Origin of the sequence: Chryseobacterium sp. PvR013, assembly GCF_017833095.1 — a bacterium.
In the GTDB taxonomy this organism is placed as follows: domain Bacteria; phylum Bacteroidota; class Bacteroidia; order Flavobacteriales; family Weeksellaceae; genus Chryseobacterium; species Chryseobacterium culicis_A.
Genome location: NZ_JAFIBT010000001.1, coordinates 1858866 through 1879561, shown reverse-complemented (window position 1 = coordinate 1879561; position 20696 = coordinate 1858866). Strand labels below are relative to the sequence as shown.

The 20696-nt window shown below is 36.1% G+C and carries 18 protein-coding genes; 9 read left to right on the top strand and 9 right to left on the bottom strand.

Going from position 1 to position 20696, the window contains the following annotated elements:
* The first annotated feature begins 70 nt into the window (after positions 1 to 70).
* The 4 genes from purN (at position 71) to guaA (ending at position 5379) form a co-directional block, all read left to right on the top strand.
* Positions 71 to 637 (top strand): phosphoribosylglycinamide formyltransferase, encoded by a 567-nt coding sequence (gene purN, locus JOE44_RS08305; protein WP_209785179.1) that lies wholly within the window; start codon positions 71 to 73, stop codon positions 635 to 637.
* 175 nt (positions 638 to 812) lie between these two features.
* On the top strand, positions 813 to 2330 hold the full coding sequence (purH, locus tag JOE44_RS08300) for a bifunctional phosphoribosylaminoimidazolecarboxamide formyltransferase/IMP cyclohydrolase (RefSeq protein ID WP_209785178.1): 1518 nt from the start codon (positions 813 to 815) through the stop codon (positions 2328 to 2330).
* An 89-nt stretch (positions 2331 to 2419) separates the two neighbouring features.
* On the top strand, positions 2420 to 3658 hold the full coding sequence (gene purD / locus JOE44_RS08295) for a phosphoribosylamine--glycine ligase (RefSeq protein WP_209785177.1): 1239 nt from the start codon (positions 2420 to 2422) through the stop codon (positions 3656 to 3658).
* A 191-nt stretch (positions 3659 to 3849) separates the two neighbouring features.
* The gene (guaA, locus tag JOE44_RS08290; protein WP_209785176.1) at positions 3850 to 5379 is read left to right on the top strand and encodes a glutamine-hydrolyzing GMP synthase; all 1530 of its coding nucleotides are present in this window, start codon (positions 3850 to 3852) and stop codon (positions 5377 to 5379) included.
* A gap of 611 nt (positions 5380 to 5990) precedes the next feature.
* Here the strand turns inward: guaA and JOE44_RS08285 are convergent.
* Entirely contained in the window at positions 5991 to 6377 is a 387-nt protein-coding gene (locus JOE44_RS08285) for a hypothetical protein (protein ID WP_209785175.1), read from the bottom strand.
* An 89-nt stretch (positions 6378 to 6466) separates the two neighbouring features.
* Here JOE44_RS08285 and JOE44_RS08280 point away from each other — a divergent pair, with 89 nt between their 5' ends.
* A complete protein-coding gene (locus tag JOE44_RS08280) occupies positions 6467 to 7975 on the top strand; it encodes a carbon-nitrogen hydrolase family protein (protein WP_209785174.1) in 1509 nt (502 codons plus the stop codon).
* Positions 7976 to 8030: 55 nt separating this feature from the next.
* Here the strand turns inward: JOE44_RS08280 and JOE44_RS08275 are convergent, their stop codons facing one another.
* Positions 8031 to 8675, bottom strand: coding sequence for a hypothetical protein (locus JOE44_RS08275; RefSeq protein WP_209785173.1), 645 nt, complete (start codon positions 8673 to 8675; stop codon positions 8031 to 8033).
* A 236-nt stretch (positions 8676 to 8911) separates the two neighbouring features.
* Positions 8912 to 9076, bottom strand: a complete 165-nt coding sequence (locus JOE44_RS08270) for a hypothetical protein (protein ID WP_209785172.1) — start codon at positions 9074 to 9076, stop codon at positions 8912 to 8914.
* 221 nt (positions 9077 to 9297) lie between these two features.
* Between JOE44_RS08270 and JOE44_RS08265 the strand changes: the two genes are divergently transcribed.
* From JOE44_RS08265 to JOE44_RS08255, 3 genes are all read left to right on the top strand, one after another.
* Positions 9298 to 10944: an AarF/UbiB family protein gene (locus tag JOE44_RS08265; RefSeq protein ID WP_209785171.1), complete on the top strand. Its 1647-nt coding sequence runs from the start codon at positions 9298 to 9300 to the stop codon at positions 10942 to 10944.
* A 26-nt stretch (positions 10945 to 10970) separates the two neighbouring features.
* Positions 10971 to 11480 carry a hypothetical protein gene (locus JOE44_RS08260; protein ID WP_209785170.1) on the top strand — a complete coding sequence of 170 codons (510 nt, stop codon included), beginning with the start codon at positions 10971 to 10973 and terminating at the stop codon, positions 11478 to 11480.
* A gap of 171 nt (positions 11481 to 11651) precedes the next feature.
* The gene (locus JOE44_RS08255; protein ID WP_209785169.1) at positions 11652 to 13004 is read left to right on the top strand and encodes a DEAD/DEAH box helicase; all 1353 of its coding nucleotides are present in this window, start codon (positions 11652 to 11654) and stop codon (positions 13002 to 13004) included.
* Positions 13005 to 13047: 43 nt separating this feature from the next.
* Here the strand turns inward: JOE44_RS08255 and JOE44_RS08250 are convergent, their stop codons facing one another.
* The 6 genes from JOE44_RS08250 to JOE44_RS08225 all read right to left on the bottom strand — a co-directional run bounded on the left by JOE44_RS08250 (position 13048) and on the right by JOE44_RS08225 (position 17864).
* Positions 13048 to 14013 (bottom strand): tetratricopeptide repeat protein, encoded by a 966-nt coding sequence (locus JOE44_RS08250; RefSeq protein ID WP_209785168.1) that lies wholly within the window; start codon positions 14011 to 14013, stop codon positions 13048 to 13050.
* Between the two features lie 10 nt (positions 14014 to 14023).
* Positions 14024 to 14680, bottom strand: a complete 657-nt coding sequence (locus tag JOE44_RS08245; RefSeq protein ID WP_209785167.1) for a GDSL-type esterase/lipase family protein — start codon at positions 14678 to 14680, stop codon at positions 14024 to 14026.
* A gap of 64 nt (positions 14681 to 14744) precedes the next feature.
* Entirely contained in the window at positions 14745 to 15206 is a 462-nt protein-coding gene (locus tag JOE44_RS08240) for a lipocalin family protein (RefSeq protein ID WP_209785166.1), read from the bottom strand.
* 319 nt (positions 15207 to 15525) lie between these two features.
* On the bottom strand, positions 15526 to 16689 hold the full coding sequence (locus JOE44_RS08235) for an iron-containing alcohol dehydrogenase (protein ID WP_209785165.1): 1164 nt from the start codon (positions 16687 to 16689) through the stop codon (positions 15526 to 15528).
* 127 nt (positions 16690 to 16816) lie between these two features.
* Positions 16817 to 17422: a hypothetical protein gene (locus JOE44_RS08230; protein WP_245169739.1), complete on the bottom strand. Its 606-nt coding sequence runs from the start codon at positions 17420 to 17422 to the stop codon at positions 16817 to 16819.
* A 37-nt stretch (positions 17423 to 17459) separates the two neighbouring features.
* Entirely contained in the window at positions 17460 to 17864 is a 405-nt protein-coding gene (locus tag JOE44_RS08225) for a hypothetical protein (RefSeq protein WP_209785163.1), read from the bottom strand.
* Positions 17865 to 17974: 110 nt separating this feature from the next.
* Here JOE44_RS08225 and JOE44_RS08220 point away from each other — a divergent pair, with 110 nt between their 5' ends.
* Complete coding sequence (locus tag JOE44_RS08220; protein ID WP_209785162.1) at positions 17975 to 20509, top strand: phosphoenolpyruvate carboxylase; 2535 nt, start codon at positions 17975 to 17977, stop codon at positions 20507 to 20509.
* The last annotated feature ends 187 nt before the right edge of the window (positions 20510 to 20696 follow it).

The following is a 20696-nucleotide window of genomic DNA, read 5'->3' as shown; positions in this document are numbered from 1 at the left end:
ATCAGATTTCAGACTCTAGACATCAGGCTGTAAGTCTGTAATCTTAAATCTGACATCTAACATCTGAATAATGAAGAACATCGTTGTACTCGTATCCGGTTCAGGAACCAATCTGCAGAGAATCATTGATACCATTGATAATGGAGAAATCCAGAATGCAAAAGTATCTTTAGTGATTGCCGACAGAGAATGTTTCGGATTGGAAAGAGCAAAAAACCATAACATAGAAAACGTTCTGATTCCGAGAGGGAAAAACTTCAGCAGCGAATTGAGTAAAATCATCCCGGAAAATACAGATTTAATTGTATTGGCAGGGTTTTTATCCATTCTGAAACCTGAGTTTTGTGAAAACTGGAACGGAAAAATTATCAACATTCATCCGGCATTACTTCCGAAATTTGGAGGAAAAGGAATGTGGGGACATCATGTTCATAACGCTGTGATTGAAGCTAAAGAAGTAGAGAGTGGGGCGACTGTACATTTTGTAACGTCGGGCATTGATGAAGGAGAACCTATTCTTCAGAAGTCTTTTGAAGTGACTGCTGATGATACTCCTGAAACACTGGCTCAGAAAGTCCACCAGATTGAATATGAGATATTTCCTATAGCGATCAATAAGGTCCTGGGAAATAAATAATATAACAATTTACCAGTTTACCAGTTTAGCAATGTTAAAGGTATTGTTATATTGCTAAACTGATACATTGTTACATTAATAAAAAGAAATCTAAGTAAAAATAAAAGTAAGTTCGGAGGTGAAAGACCCGGACACAGTTTGAAATAGCTGTAAAAAGTAAAAAATTGAAAGTAAAATGAGTAAAAAGAGAGTTTTAATCAGTGTTTCTGACAAAGGTGGATTAATTGAATTCGCGCAGTTTTTGGAAGCTCAGAATTATGAGTTGATCTCTACAGGAGGAACGTTCAAACATTTGAAAGACGCTGGTTTAAATCCTATTCAGATTGATGAGGTAACCAATTTCCCTGAAATGTTGGATGGAAGAGTGAAAACTTTACACCCAAAAGTTCACGGAGGATTGTTGGCTGTTCGTAGCAACGAAGAGCACATGAAAACCGTTCAGGAACACGGAATTGGTCTGATTGACATGGTAATCGTAAACCTTTACCCTTTCTTTGAAAATGTAAACAAAGACATTTCTTTACATGAAAAAGTAGAGTTTATCGATATCGGAGGCCCTTCAATGCTTCGTTCTGCAGCTAAAAACTTTGATTCTGTAACGGTAATCACTGATGTTGAAGATTATGCAGCAGTGAAAATCGAAATGGAGCAAAACGGGGATACTTACATTGAAACCCGTAAAAAACTGGCAGGAAAAGTATTCAACCTTACCTCTGCATATGATGCCGCAATTTCAAGAATGCTTTTAGATGAAGAATATCCTACGTATTTAAATGCTTCTTATAAAAAAGTTGCTGACTTAAGATACGGAGAAAACCCTCATCAGACAGCTGCTTACTACGTTTCTACTTTCGAGAATGGCGCGATGAAAGACTTTGAACAGCTGGGTGGTAAAGAACTTTCTTTCAACAATCTTCGTGATATGGACCTTTGCTGGAAAGTAGTGACTGAGTTCAAAGAAGAAATGGCTTGTTGTGCCGTAAAACACTCTACCCCTTGTGGAGTGGCTATCGGAACTTCAGCATTGGAGACGTACCAGAAAACATTCGAATGTGATCCGGTTTCTATCTTTGGCGGAATTGTTGCAATGAACTATAAAATTGATGCAGCAACAGCGGAAGAATTAAACAAAACTTTCCTTGAAATTGTAATGGCTCCTGAATTCGATGAAGAAGCTCTTGAAATTTTAAGAAAAAAGAAAAACCTGAGAATCATCAAAATCGTAAACCCTGTTTCTGACAAACAGACTTGGGTGAAAGTAGACGGTGGTATCCTGGTTCAGGATAATGATACTCACTTCTCTGACGATATTAAAGTTGTTACAGAAGTACAGCCTACAGAAGAGCAGAAAAAAGCATTACTTTTCTCTCAGAGAGTAGTAAAATATGTGAAGTCTAACGCAATTGTAGTTTCCAACGGAATTCAGGCATTCGGTATCGGTGGCGGACAGGTAAACAGAATCTGGGCGACTCAGCAGGCTATCGAAAGAGCAAAAGAGAAATTCTCCGGAGATTTAGTATTGGCTTCAGATGCATTTTTCCCTTTCCGTGATGTGGTAGATTTCTGCGCTCAGGAAGGTATCAAGGCGATTATTCAGCCAGGTGGAAGTGTAAAAGATCAGGATAGCGTAGAAGCTGCAAATGAGCACGGTATTCCAATGATGTTTACAGGGGTTAGACACTTTTTCCACTAATTAAAATAGAATTAAAAAATAATTAGGGATTGTATTTTTAGCATTCAAAATTATATATTTGTAAAATAAGACTAGATAATAAATAAAGTATGAGAATATTAATCATAGGTGAAGGCGGTAGAGAATCTGCTTTAGCGGCAAAGCTTCAGAATGACTCAAGAATTTCTAAAATGTTTTTTGCCAACGGGAATGCTACTACCGATGTAATAGGGAAAAATGTTCATTTATCAGAAATCAAAGAACTTAGAGATTTCGCTATTAAAGAAAAGATTGATCTTACGATCGTAGGTCCGGAAGCTCCTCTTGTAGCGGGTATCAAGGACGAATTTAAAAAGCATGATCTTAAGGTTTTCGGGCCTACTCAAAAAGTAGCAAGCCTGGAAGGAAGTAAAGCTTTCTCTAAGAAATTTATGCAGACCTATGATATCAAAACAGCGAAGGCTGTGGTATTTGATTCATATAACGAAGCTAAAGAATATGTGCAGACACAGCAGTATCCTTTGGTAATCAAGGCTAGTGGTTTAGCTGGTGGTAAAGGTGTGGTTATTTGTGACACCCTTGAAGAAGCTGAAGCTACCATCCATGATTTCATGATCAGAAGAATCTATGGAGATGCTGGTATTCGTTTAGTTATTGAAGAATATTTACAAGGTTTTGAAGCTTCTATCATTGCTTTCTCTAACGGTGATAAATTATTCCCGTGTGTAGCAGCAAAAGATTATAAAAAAGCTGGAAACGGAGATACAGGACCCAATACAGGAGGTATGGGTTCGGTAGCACCAAGCCCGGAATTTACTCAGGAACATTATGCAGATTTTGAGAAAAATATCTTAGAACCTACCATTACAGGTCTTAAAGCTGAAGGTTTCGGATTTAAAGGAATCATCTTCTTCGGATTGATGGTAACGAAAAACGGAACTTACCTTCTTGAATACAACATGAGATTTGGAGATCCTGAAACTCAGGTATTGATGGCATTGATGGAAAACAATCTTCTTGATGTGATCCAGGACTGTATGGAAGGAAAAGACATTGAACTTAAATTTAAAGATGAAAAAGCCGTTTGTCTTGTAATGTGTTCAGGAGGTTATCCGAGAAACATCGAAATTGGTTTCGAAATTACAGGAGAAGAGAAGCTGAAACATAGTAAACTATTATACGCCGGAGCAGTTAGTAAAGGAGATAAAGTGGTTTCCAATGGCGGTAGAGTACTGAACATTGTGGCTACAGGAGCTACCTACGAAGATGCCCGCAAAAAAGTTTACGAAGATGCAGGTCATGTACATTTCGATTACGGCTTCTACAGAGACGACATCGGAAAGTTTTAATAAAATCATGAAAAAAGATTTGGATACATTCCAAGTCTTTTTTTGTAAAACAGTTAATAATTAGAAGTTAGACGCTAGAGGTTAGAAATTAGTTGCTGAAAGTGAAATTGGGAAGTTTTTTCCAAGCCAGAAGCCATTAGTCAATGCCATTAGCTCTATCATTTATCAATCATCATTTATCAATTATCAAAATGAACAACGGTATTATTATTTTAGATTTCGGATCCCAGTACAACCAACTTATCGGAAGAAGAATCCGTGAGATGGGCGTGTACTCTGAAATCTTACCTTACAATACACCATTACAAGATATTTTAGCAAAACAGCCAAAAGGAATTATCCTTTCCGGTGGACCAAGTTCTGTGAATGCAGAAAATGCTCACCTGGTTGAAAAAGAATTATACGAACAGGGAGTTCCTGTTTTGGGAATCTGCTATGGAATGCAGATGACTGCTCACCTTTTAGGAGGAAAAGTAAATAAAGGAGAAAAAGGAGAATATGGTAAAGCCAACCTTGAGATCGTTAAAGAAAGCTCTTTATTAAAAGGAGTGACTCAGAACTCTGTTGTTTGGATGAGCCATTTTGATGAAGTAGGAGAATTGCCTGCAGGTTTTGAATTAAACGCAAAATCAGGAGTAATTGCTTCCATTTCTAATGAAGAAAGTAAAATCTACTGCGTTCAGTTCCACCCTGAAGTTTCTCATACTGAAGAAGGAGGGAAAATGCTTGAAAATTTCGTTTTCGGAATCTGTAACTCAGAGAAAAACTGGAAACTGACGAACTATATCGAAAAAACAGTTGAGGAAATCCGTGAGAAAGTAGGAGACAACAAAGTAATCCTTGGTCTTTCAGGAGGAGTAGACTCTTCTGTAGCCGCTGTTTTGATCCACAAGGCTATCGGTGATCAGTTGACTTGTATCTTCGTAGATACGGGATTATTGAGAAAGGATGAAGGGAAGAAAGTAATGGATCAGTATGGAGAGCATTTCCATATGAACATTAAAATGGTAGATGCTCAGGAAAGATTCCTTACAAAATTAGCTGGTGTTGACGATCCTGAAGCAAAAAGAAAAATCATCGGAAACGAATTTATCCATGTTTTTGATGAAGAATCTCACAAAATTGAAGGCGCTAAATTCCTTGCACAAGGGACTATTTATCCGGATGTTATCGAAAGCCAGTCTGTAAACGGACCCTCTGCAGTAATCAAGTCTCACCATAACGTTGGAGGACTTCCTGAAGATATGGAGTTCGAATTATTAGAGCCTCTGAGAGAGCTTTTCAAGGACGAAGTAAGAAGAGTAGGAGAAGAATTGGGTATTCCTCATCACATGGTGTACAGACACCCTTTCCCAGGTCCTGGATTAGGAATCAGAGTATTGGGCGCTGTAGATGCTGAAAAAGTAAGAATCCTTCAGGAAGCTGATGATATCTTCATCGAAGAATTATATAAAAATGACCTTTACGAAAAAGTATCTCAGGCATTTGTAGTTCTTCTTCCGGTAAAATCTGTAGGAGTAATGGGAGACGAAAGAACTTACGAATACACAGCTGTAGTTCGTTCTGCCAATACCATCGACTTTATGACAGCAACGTGGAGCAGACTTCCTTACGAGTTCTTAGATACTGTTTCCAGCAGAATCATCAACGAAGTAAGAGGAATCAACAGAGTAGCTTACGATATTTCAAGCAAACCACCTGCAACTATTGAGTGGGAATAATTTTTGACTTGAATTTTAAATACAAATCCTACCCGCTTTGGGTGGGATTTTTTTTGTTAAAACTGTTTTAATGAAGAAATGATCAGTAAAATATTTAAAGCAATTAACAAGCAATATACCAATTTGAAGAGTATATGCTTGTGGAAGATAAGATAATTTAAAAATACTAATCCGGCTAAATATAAATAAACAAGGGTTTTAACTTCCTGAGCTTTTATTTCAGATGCCGAAAATAGGTTTACGTTATGGGAGAGATTGACTATTGAATTTGAATAAAAAATTCTTAGAATAAAAATAATGGTGATGCTTATGAGTAAAGTTACTGCGTATGGTTTCATCAGCTAATAAAAATTTAATATAATCATTACTCTCCGATAAAAGGTATAAATATATTGAGAATATCAATATTTACAGCATGAATTAACAGGCCGCTCCTCCGGAGCTATAATTTTAAAACAAATATGTCCTATTAACAGCTTAGCTCCTAGTGGAGCTGGATTTGATCCCGTTGGGATCTGCTGTTAGTAGAAAAAAAGAAGTTCCCATAAAAATAAAGCTCCAGAGGAGCGGCCTGCTAATTATGCTTTAATTTAATCGGACAAGAATGATTTTTAATTTACATTGTAAAAATAAAAATCTTCAGCAGAAAAAGTATTCAAGTTTTCCATAAAATCAAAATAAGCATTATAAATATCAGGATTTACAGACAGATATGGATGAGATAGAGTATTGACCACAATGTATTCTATATCATGAAATGTATGAAGAAGATTTTTTACTTGTAAAGCATATTGACTCTCTATGAAAATCAGAGGATAATTCAAACAGATATATCCTATGGGCTTATTTCCTAAGTGCAGAGCCGTAATTTTTTCTGTATCCATTTCTATATGAATGTCATAATGAAATGAAAGTACCTCCACTACAGAGCTGAAATCAGAATGTTTCCAGTAATTATTTGAGTGAACTGCTGTTTGTAAAGTTTCGGTAATATCCACTGTTAATTTTTATATAAATGGTTGGAAAGTACTTTTATATAAGGATTTAAATAAAATATTTTTCCTAAATTTAAGTAAAATTACATCAAATGCAAATAGAAACAAGAAACCTGACTCTTCAGGATTATGATGAACTGGCGGAAACGATGAAAAGGGCCTACCCGCAAATGTCGGAGTCCATTTGGTCCAAAAAAAGTATTGATAAACTGACAAAAATGTTCCCCAACGGACAGATTTGTATTACGGTAGACGGTAAACTAGCTGCTGTAGCACTTTCTATTATCGTTAATTACGAAGAATTCGGGGATGATCATACCTATAGCGATATCACCGGAAATTATACATTCAATACCCATACTTCAACGGGAAATGTCCTTTACGGAATAGAAGTTTTTGTAGATCCGGAATTTCGTGAACTCCGTCTGGGAAGAAGGTTGTATGATGCAAGAAAAGAACTTTGTGAATTACTAAACCTCAAGTCTATTGTTCTGGGCGGAAGAATCCCGAATTATCACAAATACAGCCACGAGTTTTCTCCACGAGAATATATCCGAAAAGTAAGAGATAAAGAGATCTATGATCCGGTATTGTCTTTCCAGCTTTCCAATAATTTTCTTCCGATAAGAATCCTGAAAAAATACCTTCCTGAAGATGAAGCATCGAGAGAAAATGCAGTTCTTTTGCAGTGGAACAATATCTATTACAGCCGAAAACCGAATACCATGCAGGACAGTATTATCCGTCTTGGGTTGGTACAGTGGCAAATGAGAACCTTCAAAGATATTGATGCTTTTTATGAACAGGTAGAATTCTTTGTGAATGTGATGGGAGATTACAAATCAGATTTTGTTCTTTTCCCGGAACTGTTCAATACCCCTTTACTGGCTCCTTTCAATAATCTTTCCGAAAGGGACAGTATGATAGAACTGGCTAAGCTTACCGAACAGATCAAGAATAAAATTTCAGAATTAGCGATCAGCTATAATGTGAATATTATTTCAGGAAGCATGCCTGTTTTTGATAATGAGAATAATGATTTATATAATGTAAGTTATCTTCTTCACCGCGATGGCCGTATGGATGAATACAGAAAGATTCACATTACCCCGAACGAAAAAAGATACTATGGGATGAAAGGAGGAAATGAAATTAAAGTTTTTGATACTGACTGTGGTAAAATAGGTCTTGTCATCTGTTATGATGTAGAATTCCCGGAATTACCAAGGATTTTAGCTGACCAGGGCATGAAAATCTTATTCGTTCCTTATCTTACGGATACCCAGAATGCCTACATGAGAGTGCGTCACTGTGCTGCTGCGAGAGCCATAGAAAATGAATGTTATGTAGCCATTGCAGGTTGTGTAGGAAACCTTCCCAAGGTAAATAATATGGATATTCAGTTCGGGCAGGCTGCGGTATTTACCCCTTCTGATTTCGCGTTTCCGTCCAATGCAGTGAAAGGAGAAGCGACTCCGAATACAGAAATGACTCTGATTGTTGATGTTGATCTGAATTTACTGAAAGATCTTCATCACAACGGTTCTGTTCAGGTAATGAAAGACCGAAGAAAAGATCTTTATGAAACTTACCTTAAATAAAACAATTCCGGGGCAGCTAGCTGCCCCGGAATTTTAATTATTTAAACAGATTAAACTATCCTTTCTTAGCTGATTCTCTAATTAAATCCTGATTGTTTTTATAAACCTCAAATTGTTCAGGACTTAAGATCTTTTTAAAATCTTTATCCAGTGCTTTAAAATCACTGATAATAACCTTTTTTGCCTTATTGCTGTCTGCATCTGCAGGACCTGCATTTTTCTTATTAAGACGCTTTCCAAAATCTTTCTGAACTTCCTGAACTCCTTTGAAGTTGATTTCATAGGCCTGCTCAACTTGTCTTTCAGTAAGATCCAGAATCGGGACCATCAGCAATGTTCTGAAAAGCGCAATTTTTTCTGCCCTGTCCTGTTTTACCACTGCCATCTGTTCCGGGGTAAGGATTTGTCCCAATGCCTGATGACGCTGGGCAATGATACCTACAAACTCATCAGCAATTACTTTGTTGTTTTGGGAACTGCTATTATCGCCGGCTTTGCTGTCAAGAGCAATAAGCGCATCTGCGGTAGTTTTATTGATTTCTTCAATTTTACCCATCTGCGATTCTGTAAGGCCTAAATAACTCATTTCTTTTGTAGCTACTTCGGCAATAGAATGAGCTGATGCTACCTGAGCTTTTACTTGTGTTGTAAACACGACTGCTGATAGTATAAGACCAGCTGAAATAATTTTTTTTAACATAGTGTTGTAATTAGATTAATGGTTTGTTATTAATTGAATATGATTATGAATTTAATTCTCGTTTTAAAGGGTTTTTATGTAATTGTTTGATAATTAAATGTTTGGGTTTGTGTTTTTTGTTGTTTTAGATAGAAATAACATGCCATAAATTTTGTCACATAGGCATTTTTTGGAGCAAAAAAAATACCCAAAGAATATTTCTTCGGGTAGTGTATAATTCTGTATAAAATCTGATTTTACATATACTGAGGGCATACTACAGCAGGGCAAATCAATCCTGGACATTTTGGTCTTCCGTCTGTAGGGCAGCATTGGTATGAGCAGTTTCCAATAATGATTCCGCTTCCTGCAATCCCTTTTAATTGTTCTCTTGAAAGTTTGTTGTTACGTAAATTTTTCATGTTCTAATACTTTTGGTTTGTTTTATTTGTACGTTGTAAATATAGATAATTATATTAAATTTTATCACTAATTATTGAATTTTGATATTATGATTGTTGTTTTATCTGTAAAATGTTGATTATGTGTTTTAATTTTTAATTTTGTGACGTAATGTTGTTATCACGATTCTTTTCATAAAGGAACAATTTTTGGAGTAAATTGCACTTACTATTGATAGACTATGTTTGACAAGCCGCAAAGAAAACTGAAAAGATCCGCAAGACTGATTTCCGTACTGAGTAAATATGGATTCAAAGATATGCTGGCAAGGATGAATGGAGGAAACAAGCAGGACGAAACTGCCAATTCGGATGAAATTATTTCTAAAGGAACCGTTTATGAAAGAATAAGACTGGCTCTTGAGGAACTGGGCCCTACCTTTGTAAAGCTTGGCCAGACATTCAGTAACAGGGAAGATCTTTTACCGCCGGAACTGATCCAGGAGCTGCAGAAGCTTCAGGATAAAGTGGAAACAGTAGATATGGACGTAGAAGAAGCGCTCGAAAGTGAATTCAATATTTCCGTGAAAGATTATTTTCGTGAAATCCAGAAAGAACCTATCGCTACAGCTTCCATTGCCCAGGTGTATAAAGCTGTTTTGAATGATGGCAGCCCGGTAATTTTAAAATTGAGAAAACCCGACGTACAATCTGTTATTGAAGACGACCTACTTTTGATCAAAGACATTGAAAAGCTGATATCTGCCTATTCGGAAATAGGAGAAAAACTGAATCTGAAGCAGGCTATTTCTACCTTTGAAAGATCTTTACTGGAAGAAGTTTCCTTGACTAATGAAAGGAACAATATCCTGCAGTTCCGACTGAATTTTAAAAATAATAAAGAAACCTATGTTCCAAAAGTCTACGAAGAGTTTTCCAACAATAATATTCTTTGTATGGAATTCATTGATGGGATCAAGGTTACAGATAAATCCCTTCTATTAGCCAATGGTATTGATCCTGTAAAAGTTTCTGAAGCAGGATTAAGGTTGTTTGTTTCTCAGATCTTAGATTACGGATTTTTCCATGCCGATCCTCATGCCGGGAATATTCTGGTAAAGAAAGATGGTAAAATCGTTTTTATTGATTTCGGGGCGGTTGGGAAAATTCAGCCTAATGATAAAGAAATTCTTGAAAGTCTTATCGTAAGTTTTGTAGCCAAAAATTCACATAAAATAGTTCGTTCCCTCAAAAAAATGGCCATCAGTTATGAGATCCCCGATGAAAGACGGTTTGAAAATGATGTGGAAGAAATCCTGAATTTTGTACACAGCTCATCATTACAGGATATTAATGTGCAGGTGATCATTAACAAGATGAAAGATATTTTGAAGGACAACAGACTTTATATGCCGGATTATTTCTATCTTTTATTCAAAGGGATAAGCCTGATAGAAGGAGTTGGAAGGAGTATTAATCCTGATCTGGATATCGTGAAAAGTCTTCATCCTTACACGAAAAAGATTTTCACCAAGAAAATAAACCCTAAGAATCTTTTAAAAACAGGGATGGACCGGATGATGAATTTTACGGATAATGTAGATGAAATCCCGAAAGAGCTTCGTTCTGTTCTTCAAAAGCTAGATGAAAACAAATTTACAGTATCCAGTGAGATCAAAAATATAGACAAAACCAACCAGCTGATCAAATCAAGTGTTGTCAATCTGATTCTGGCTATGGTTTTAGGAGCCAATATCATTGCAACAGCTATTGTTTTTTCTTCAGAATCCGGACCAAGAATTGGGGAGTTGTCTTTGGTGGCAGTTCTGGGCTTTATTTTCTCAATGATATTAGTTCTGATACTTTTGCTAAGAGTTACAAGAAAGTAAGCCGCATATAAAAACCAAAACCTACAATGAAAACACTTATTATAACTGCAATAACCTTCTTCAGTTCGTATTGTTTTGCTCAGCAAGGAAATGAAGAAAAAGTCCAGGGAGATTTTGACGGAAACGGAACAAAAGAATATGCCTATACAAAAGTAAGTGACTGCGGTGATGAATGTGAAGGAAAATGTGAGACCACTATTTACTTCAGCGATAAAAGTATAGCCTCTATAATTGTTTCGCCAGCCAATCAGGGAAGTTTGTACAATTTGGGAGACCTTAATGGTGACGGGAAAGATGAGATTGGTTTTTATCCCAATTGGTGTACCAGTTGCTGGCATCCATTCTACGTGTATACTTTAAGTAAAGCAAGCTGGAAACCATTATTATCACCTATTTCAACACATTGTAATCAGTGGGAAGAGGATAAGTTTCCCATCAAAAAAGATCCGAAAAAGAAAGGTTATGTTATTGTTACCTCGAGCAAATGGGAAGATGATGACATTAAAATCAAGGTCAATAGTGTAAAAGTAAATTAAGGAGTTGATTTGTTGCTGGTTGCTAGTTAATCAGTTATTTTTCCTGATAACTCAAGTTTTTTGTTTTTTATCTTGGAGCAAATTAACAATTCACTTGCGAAGCAAAATTCACTATTGACCAATTCCTTACTCCTAATTTTCAACTTCTAATTAAATGCCTATCTTTGCAAAATGGAAAAACTCACTTTTGCGGATTTTGACCTTCCGGTTAAAATTCTTGATGTTTTAGCGGATTTGGAATTATTTGAACCTACCCCGATTCAGGAGAAGAGCATAAAACCTATTCTTTCAGGAAGAGATGTTATGGGAATTGCCCAAACAGGAACCGGGAAAACATTAGCTTATCTTTTACCCGTTCTGAAAACATGGAAATACAGCAAGACAGGAAATCCAACTGTTTTGGTGCTTGTTCCTACAAGAGAATTGGTGGTTCAGGTAACTGAAATTCTTGAAAAACTGACAGAAAACATTACGGCAAGAGTAATCGGAATATATGGTGGGAAAAATATCAACACGCAAAAGCTATTGTTCAACAATGGTTGTGATATTTTGGTAGGAACACCGGGAAGAGTGATGGACCTTTCCATAGACAACGCCATCTCTCTGAAAGAAGTACAGAAACTGATCATCGACGAATTTGATGAGATGCTTAACCTAGGTTTCAGACCACAGCTTACACACATTTTTGAAATGATGAAAGAGAAGAGACAGAATATTCTTTTCTCTGCAACGATGACGGAAGCTGTAGATGAAATGTTGGATGTATATTTTGCAAATCCAATAGAAATTTCATTGGCAAAATCAGGAACTCCGCTTGAAAAAATCGAACAGACTGCCTATAAGGTTGAAAACTTTAATACCAAAATCAATTTACTTGAACATTTGCTGAAAAATAATGCAGATATGTCTAAAGTATTGATTTTTAATAATAATAAAAGGCATGCCGACCTGCTCTTTACTAAGATTGATGAGCTTTTCCCTGGTCAGTTTGATGTAATTCATTCCAACAAATCTCAAAACTACAGACTTAAGGCTATGAAAAGCTTTGAGAACGAAGAAGTAAGAGGTTTGATTACTACGGACGTAATGGCAAGAGGTCTTGATATTTCAAGCATTACCCATGTGATCAACTTTGAAACGCCAGATATTCCGGAGCAATATATCCACAGAATTGGTAGAACGGGTAGAGCAGACAAAGACGGAAAGGCAATTACTTTTGTTACTAAAAAAGAAGAACCTTTGATTCTTGATATTGAACTACTGATGGATAAGGAGCTGAAGTATAATGAATTCCCGGAAGACGTTAAGATCAATCCTAAAAAGATTGCAGCTGAAGAAGACCAGATTGTCATGAAGAATCCTGCTCAGGTAAAACTGAATGATGGAGGAGGCGCATTCCATGAGAAGAAGGCTAAAAATACAAAAGAAAACTGGGGCGGTCCTTCCAAAAGAAAAGCACCTAAGAAGTTTGGAGCGAACAGATCTCAGCAAAAAGCAATATCGAAATCGAAAAGAAAGAAATAAAATAAAAACTCCCAACCTAATCTAGAGTGGGAGTTTTTATTTTTTAATCAAATTGAATGTTATTGTTCTTTAAAATTTCCTTAAACTTATCTGTTTTGCCTTCTTCTTTCATAATTTTGTAAATATATCCGATCATTTTTTCGGCATCTGATCGGTAAGGAGATTTCTGTTCGGAATAGAGCCTGTAGGCTTTACAAATATTGTCAAGACCTTTCTCATTATTCTTCAGATGAGTAAAATAGACCTGTCCCATTCCATAATAAACTTCCGGATCACCGGGATATACTTTATCAAAATTGTTATAGGCATCAATAGCTTTCTGGTATTCCTTCTTATAAACATACGTTATTGCTATGTTCTGCAAAGGCATTTTACCTTTTGGATCGGCAGCCAATGACTGTTTATAAGCATTAAGAGCTTTATCATATTCTCCAACTCTTCTATAACAGATTCCCAGGTTATCCCATGCATAAATGAATTTTGGATCAATCTTTACGGCCTGCTCATAATTCTGAATGGCCTCCTTCCAGTTTTCTTGCTTGGATGCGTCAACGGCTTTCTGGTAGAAATTAAGTGCTGTATCATTCTTTGAGAACTTGTCATAGCTGGTTTCAGTAGTTTGGGTAGCTTTTTGTACGCTTTCGCAGTTTTGCATCAGATAACGCTCAAGCTCATTATAGCTGTCCTTATACTGTTGTGAATTCTTATTCGTATTAAAAGTCAGGTTAATCTCTTTTTTTCCATTCACTTCCGTTGTATTTTCTGCCTGTTTTTCTGCTCCTTTCAAAAGGGTTGATATCTGAAGTGCTCCTGTATATTTGTCAATACATTCATGAACATCTTTTATGATATCTTCCTTCTTTCGGTTTGACAGAGCAATAGAATCAGCACATTTACAGGCTTTTTCTGAGAGTTCCTGAAGAATCGTTTTTTCATTAGTTTTCTTCTGAGAAAATGAAAGAGAATACAGTAAAATAAAAAATAAAGTGGTTATTGGTTTTTTTATCATGGGTTGTAGTTTATTTCAGATAAGGAGTGATTATCTTCGTCCAGATTCTGTATCCTTCAGGCTTAAAATGAAGCATATCTTCTACAAAAATATCTTTTCTTACATTTCCGTCAGCATCTTCCATTGCTTTCGTTACGTCAATGAATTCAGCATTGGGCTCTTTCTTCATAAAAGCAGCAATTTTTTTGTTGGCAATTTTCATCTGTGGCCAGATCACTTCTCTGCTCGGAGAATATTTAATGGAGATATAATCCACCTGAATATTAGGAAATCTTTCACGTATTTTTTTATAAAAAGCTTTATAGCGGTTTACCACTACTTTTGCTTTCAGCTGATGATTGTCTGCAAAATCATTTTCCCCACAGTAAATGATGATCTGTTTGGGCTGATAAGGAGCTAAAAGATCATTTGCAAAATCATTAAGATCAGTAAGCCTTGAACCTCCGAATCCTCTGTTGATAATTGTTTTGCCTGGAAAATAATCTGCTATATCAGTCCATTTTGTAAATGATGAACTTCCCAGAAACAGGATTGCATCCTTTTGAGGCGGGTTTTGCTGATCCAGTTTTTTAAACTCCTGGATATCCTGCCAGAACATCGGTTTTTTTTCCTGAGAAAAGGCAATAGCAAAATACAGCAATAGAAATGCTGATAGAATCTTCTTCATTATATTCAGTTTTAAATTAGATATAAAAGTAATAAAAAACTCCCGATTAGCGGGAGTATATGATTTATCTTTTGTAAGTAACGTAAGGAATGTCAGGAATTTTATCTCCATCCATATCAAAGATCCCTGATTGCTGGGCAAGTTTAAGTTCTTTGCCTGTCAAAACATCAATTCTGTAGTTTACAGAACCTTCGTCACCAAGTTTAATTCCAATCACTTTTGAATCAGCATCGTAGGTATATCTTCCTTCAGTTTTTTCCGATGGGGTACAATCTGCACCTGTTCCCGTATATGCTGTGTAGCTTACATAATAGTCTGTTCTTAAGAAAAGAGTATTTTTAGCTGCACATCCTGTTAAAGTTTCAGTATAAAGCACTGTTTTATTATCTTTTCCGGAAATTACTTCCCTTTTAACTTCCTTCCAATCTCCCTTCATGATATCCATGTCGTAAGCTTCGAGATTGTCATCTTTACAAGAAGTAAGTGCCAGGGCAGAAAAGGCAAATAAAAGTAGCTGTTTTTTCATTTTCACAAATTTAAGAATATGCTAAAATATAAATAAATTTGAAATATCTATAATGAAATAATGATTTTTTAAACAAATGTTTGTAAATTAAATAATTTTGAGAAGGTTATCGGTATTTTAACTGATATAAATCACTCAGGAAATGAAAAATTGATTTTAAAAAGGTAAAGAGAGTATAGTAGCTGCTAAAATCAAAAGAAGCGGGTGGAAACCCGCTTTCTATATAAATTAATGGCTGATCCGGCTTTGGCCGAATCATAAATTGCTATATTAACTTCAAACTTTAAACCTTGAACTTTAAACCTTGAATTTAAAATCTTTAGTAGCTCATTTCTACAATTTTATAAGCATCTTTTGGAGTCAGTTTTTTGTATTCTCCAAGCCCTAACCAGTTTCTGTCTGTAAAGGCTTTTTCAACCTTTTCAGCAGTTCCTTTGAAGTCTTCTGTATATTCAGAAAGTTTGGTTTTGATATGAAGGCTGTGGAAAAATTCTTCCATTTTTTTGATCCCCAGTTCAGCTTTCTCTTCTACAGTTCCGTCTTTGATTCCCCAAACTCTTTCAGCGTACTGAGCCAGTTTGCCCTTTTTATCTTCAAAGTTGTAACGGTAATGTGAAGGCGCAATAATAGCTAGTGTTCTTGCATGATCAATACCGAAATAAGCAGTCAGTTCATGTCCCATAGCGTGTACTGCCCAGTCCGTAATGACTCCTTTCTGGATCAATCCGTTCAAAGCCATGGTACAGCACCACATAAAGTTTCCTGCAGCATCATAATTGAAATCATCGGCCAATACTTTTGGAGCGGTATCCTGCAGACTGATCAGAATGCTTTCTGCAATTCTTTCTTGAAGATCAGCAGAAGAAGGAGCGGTCATATATTGTTCCAAAACATGGGTATAAGCATCAGTAATTCCGTTCACGATCTGATTTTTTGGGATAGATCGGATAACTTCCGGATCCAATACAGAAAACTGAGGGAAAAGTCCGGGTCCTCCTGAAGATAATTTTTCATTGGTTTCCCTTCTGGATATTACGTAACCGGAATTCATTTCTGACCCCGTTGCCGGCAGTGTTAAAATACTTCCGAAAGGCATTCCCTGACCTTCAAATGTTCTTACCGACTTTCTCAGAATATCCCATGGCTCACCATCATAATTCGCAGCTGCAGAGATAAACTTCGTTCCGTCAATCACAGATCCACCGCCTACAGCAAGAAGGTAAGTAATGTTTTTTTCTTTGATAAAGCTCAGAGCATTGATTAAAACTTCGTATTCAGGATTGGCAGGAACTCCGCCAAACTCATACACTTCATGATCTTTCAAAGCCTCTTTTACCTGGTCATAAACACCATTGTTTTTGATGCTTCCACCACCATAAATCATTAATATTCTTGCGTCTTTAGGAATTTCGTTGGAAATTTTAGCGATTTCGCCTTTCCCGAAAAGTATTTTTGTTGGGTTTTTAAACTCGAAATTAAGCATTGTTCTAAATTTATTTTAAGTCAAATTTACGGAATGAAAAAGGAAATGTGAGTTAATGAAATTTTAAAATTGCTATTATTCAATTTTATGAAAACTATTTATGCCTTATTATTTTTCCCAAAAATCATTACAAAGAAGAACAGTTTTCATCTTTTGCATAAATACCGTTGCTCTTCGCTTCAATTTTTCCGGTCCTTCTGTTGATTTTTACCAAAAAAGATTCTTTTACAGCCGGACAACCCTTAGACTGCATAAGATACATAGAAATATGACGGTCTTCTATCTTATAAGCTCCGGTAAATCTGTTGGTGGTATCAACGGAGTAGCCATATGTTTTTGCCAGTAAAATAGCTTCAGGAAGATTGTCTACCGTTCCGATAAAATCTCTCAGCTGCTGCTCATTGGAAAAATAAACCGATCTTTCGTTTTTGCATGCAAGAACGTATGAAAAACAGTTGTTCCCTATACATTTCTGGAAAAAACCTCTTTCCGGAACAGGTTCATTGATGGTCATGAAATCAGGAGCCTGACTTTCATAAATTATGGCTTTTTCATAATCCAAGTCATTGCTGAGAACGCGCCAGTAAGCATAGTCTTTATCCGGCACAATGAAGGGATAGAGATATTCTACGGTGTCAAGAATATCGGGAATTTTTTTATAATCATCGGGAACCTTGGCCTGACTGTAAAGCAGATTAGAGAGAATCAAGGAAAATGCGATGATGAGTTTCATAGAGAATGTGTTTCCGGTGCAAATGTAAGAAAGAGAATTATTCCAATACAATTTTATAATATCCTTTTTCAGCAGTTACATCAATATCTATACCTGTAAACGTTAATTTATTAATTTGATAGCCATCACACCCTCCATTAAATTCCGATGATTGTATTGAAAAGTCTAAGTCTTTAATATTAGAAAAGAATTTATATTTTTTTGTTCCATTATAAGCACCTACATTTTCTACAATGATCATATTGTCGGATGTTTTGGACAGTTGGATGCTATTGTTATCTTCGTCCTGAACTGAATAAGTGGTCAATGTTCCATTGGCAATAAGATTTTCATCATTAGAATCCACAAACTTAAAAAGGACTGGAAGAGGTGCGTTATAACAATCTTTTTCACATGAGATGAAAAGAAGGGCTATGAGTAGAAAGGTAAATATTTTTTTCATGGATGATGGATGGTGTGAAGAGTAAAATTACTATTATTTTTTTGCATTTTGGTCTCAATTTTTGTCATTTGTCAATTAAATTAATTTCAAAATCACTTACATTTGTTACTATGATACACGACCAACGCGCAGAAAAATTCAGGCAGATTGTGGAAAATAAGTTCCAGATCTACAATTCATTATTTATGAGCCTGCCTTATGATAAAATGACGAACATCGGGATGCTGCTTCCGTTTCTCTATGAAGAAAGCAGAACTGGATATGAAGCAGGGAAAACTCCTGAAGATATCGTCGAAGAATTCTTTAAAAATCATACCGATCTTCAGAATGAAGAGCAGAAATTGGAACTGCTTTTTAAGATCATCCAATATATAGAAAGACAGGTTGTTTTGTTTGACAGTATTGAAGATGCAGCATTTCCAAACCTGCATTCTGAAAGTGATAATGGGACGGTGACGAACCTCTTTGAACGTTCTTTTCAGGATCATAAAATTGAAAAAGTACGTGAAAAATTAAAGGATTTTAGTGTAAAGGTTGTATTTACAGCGCACCCTACTCAGTTTTATCCGAGTTCAGTACAAAGGATTATCCAGGATTTAAGAGGAGCCATTACCGGTGATTCGGTGACACAGATTGATATGCTTCTGCAGCAGCTGGGGAAGACTCCTTTTGTCAATAAAGAAAAACCTACTCCGATAGATGAAGCGCTGAGTATTATTTCCTACCTGAGATATGTGTATTATGATACCATTGGTGAACTGTTTACGAAAATCAAAAAGACTTTCGGGAACGGGCATTTTCACCTTCATGAAGATATTATCCAACTGGGCTTCTGGCCTGGAGGAGATAGGGATGGTAACCCTTTTGTCACTGCGGATGTAACGAAAAGAGTAGCTGAAGAACTTCGTTCAGCAATCCTCAAATCTTATTACAGCCATTTGAAATTTATCAGAAGAAGATTAAGTTTCCGTGGGGTGGCTGAAGTTTTAACACAGTTAAGTGAAGAGTTATATGCTGCAATTTTTGATGGAAAAAGCATTCAAGCAGAAGATATTTTAACGAAAGCTAATGAAGCGGAAAAAATATTAATCAACGAACATAACTCTTTGTTTTTAGATCTTTTGGTAAATTTCAGAGACCGTGTGATGATCTTCGGAACTCACTTTGCAACATTGGATATACGCCAGGATAGTAGAATTCATCAGAAAGTTATTGATGAGGTATACGCAAAAGTGTACGGAAATGAAAAGGCTGAATATGAAGAGAAATTCAATAAACTGATTCAGGTTTCAGAAACGGTAAATACTGAAGATTTTGAAGATATTGTAAAAGATACCCTGTTAACGGTTTCACAGGTCTCAGAAATCCAGAAGTTAAACGGGCTTCGGGGAATGAACCGCTATATTATTTCCAATTCTGATGCCGTAAAGGATGTGATGAATGTTTATGCATTCTTTAAAATCTGTGGTTATAAAGATGAAGCAATCAATATGGATATTGTTCCGCTTTTTGAAACTATGGAAGGTCTTGCCAACGCAGAGCACGTAATGAACGAACTGTATCATAATCCTGTCTATAAAAAACACCTTGAAAAAAGAGGGAACCAGCAGACGATTATGCTTGGATTCTCAGATGGAACGAAAGACGGTGGATATTTAAAAGCCAACTGGGAAATTTATAAAGCGAAAGAAGTATTGACTAAACTCTCCGAGGAGAATAATATCAAAGTTGTGTTTTTTGATGGTAGAGGAGGTCCGCCTGCAAGAGGAGGAGGGAAAACCCACGATTTCTATGCTTCTCAAGGAAAAACGATTGCCAATAATAAAATTGAACTTACGATCCAGGGGCAAACTATTACCAGTATTTTTGGAAATAAAGAACAGGCAAAATACAATTTTGAACAACTTCTGACAGCCGGAGTGGAAAATGACGTGTTCAAAAACGCAAAAAAAGACCTTACTGAAAAGGAAAGGGCTTTGATCATAGAACTGGCAGATATCAGTTACCAAAAATATTCAGACTTAAAAGCACATCCAATGTTTGTTCCTTACCTTCAGGAAATGAGTACGCTTGAATACTATGGAAAAACCAATATAGGAAGCCGTCCTTCAAAAAGAGGAAATGGCAGCGAATTGAAATTTGAAGACCTGAGAGCCATACCATTTGTAGGTTCATGGTCACAGCTAAAACAGAATGTGCCTGGATTCTTTGGGTTTGGATATGCTATGCAAAAGATGAAAGAGCAGGGTAGATTTGAAGAAGTAAGAGAACTGTACAAAGGTTCGGATTTCTTTAAAACCTTGGTTTTGAACTCGATGATGAGTATGAATAAATCTTATTTCCCTTTGACGTATTACATTAAAAACAATCCGAAATTCGGAGCATTCTGGAATGTTCTTTTCAATGAATATGAACTTTCCAGAGATATCATGCTCGAGTTGACAGGATTTAAAATGCTTCAGGAAGAAGATCCTTTGTCCAGAAAGTCTGTGAAAATCCGTGAAAAGATTGTTCTGCCATTATTGAGTATTCAGCAGTACGCTTTAATGAAAATTCAAAAAGGAGAAGGAAATAAAGAAGCTTATGAAAAGCTGGTAACCCGTTCTTTATTCGGGAATATCAATGCAAGCAGAAACTCAGCTTAAGTTATTTTATACAAATGTTTTGTACATATTGTACAATAATATATCAATAGGAATGGGCTTTAGCCCATTCTTTTTTTTATTAACCAATCCATCGGCTTTAGCCAAAATATATATGTGGTTGTAGAAGAATATCTCTCGCCTATTCAACATTACATGCAGTATCAGAATCTGCTTAATCTGTTTAATT

What these genes read in the sequence shown, in the direction of transcription:
- JOE44_RS08225 (WP_209785163.1), bottom strand. Translation starts at nt 17,864, where the DNA reads ATGAAAAAAATATTTACCTTTCTACTCATAGCCCTTCTTTTCATCTCA.
- JOE44_RS08275 (WP_209785173.1), bottom strand. Translation starts at nt 8,675, where the DNA reads ATGTTAAAAAAAATTATTTCAGCTGGTCTTATACTATCAGCAGTCGTG.
- JOE44_RS08265 (WP_209785171.1), top strand. Translation starts at nt 9,298, where the DNA reads ATGTTTGACAAGCCGCAAAGAAAACTGAAAAGATCCGCAAGACTGATT.
- purH (WP_209785178.1), top strand. Translation starts at nt 813, where the DNA reads ATGAGTAAAAAGAGAGTTTTAATCAGTGTTTCTGACAAAGGTGGATTA.
- JOE44_RS08280 (WP_209785174.1), top strand. Translation starts at nt 6,467, where the DNA reads ATGCAAATAGAAACAAGAAACCTGACTCTTCAGGATTATGATGAACTG.
- JOE44_RS08235 (WP_209785165.1), bottom strand. Translation starts at nt 16,689, where the DNA reads ATGCTTAATTTCGAGTTTAAAAACCCAACAAAAATACTTTTCGGGAAA.
- guaA (WP_209785176.1), top strand. Translation starts at nt 3,850, where the DNA reads ATGAACAACGGTATTATTATTTTAGATTTCGGATCCCAGTACAACCAA.
- JOE44_RS08250 (WP_209785168.1), bottom strand. Translation starts at nt 14,013, where the DNA reads ATGATAAAAAAACCAATAACCACTTTATTTTTTATTTTACTGTATTCT.
- JOE44_RS08245 (WP_209785167.1), bottom strand. Translation starts at nt 14,680, where the DNA reads ATGAAGAAGATTCTATCAGCATTTCTATTGCTGTATTTTGCTATTGCC.
- JOE44_RS08220 (WP_209785162.1), top strand. Translation starts at nt 17,975, where the DNA reads ATGATACACGACCAACGCGCAGAAAAATTCAGGCAGATTGTGGAAAAT.
- purN (WP_209785179.1), top strand. Translation starts at nt 71, where the DNA reads ATGAAGAACATCGTTGTACTCGTATCCGGTTCAGGAACCAATCTGCAG.
- purD (WP_209785177.1), top strand. Translation starts at nt 2,420, where the DNA reads ATGAGAATATTAATCATAGGTGAAGGCGGTAGAGAATCTGCTTTAGCG.
- JOE44_RS08260 (WP_209785170.1), top strand. Translation starts at nt 10,971, where the DNA reads ATGAAAACACTTATTATAACTGCAATAACCTTCTTCAGTTCGTATTGT.
- JOE44_RS08255 (WP_209785169.1), top strand. Translation starts at nt 11,652, where the DNA reads ATGGAAAAACTCACTTTTGCGGATTTTGACCTTCCGGTTAAAATTCTT.
- JOE44_RS08270 (WP_209785172.1), bottom strand. Translation starts at nt 9,076, where the DNA reads ATGAAAAATTTACGTAACAACAAACTTTCAAGAGAACAATTAAAAGGG.
- JOE44_RS08240 (WP_209785166.1), bottom strand. Translation starts at nt 15,206, where the DNA reads ATGAAAAAACAGCTACTTTTATTTGCCTTTTCTGCCCTGGCACTTACT.
- JOE44_RS08230 (WP_245169739.1), bottom strand. Translation starts at nt 17,422, where the DNA reads ATGAAACTCATCATCGCATTTTCCTTGATTCTCTCTAATCTGCTTTAC.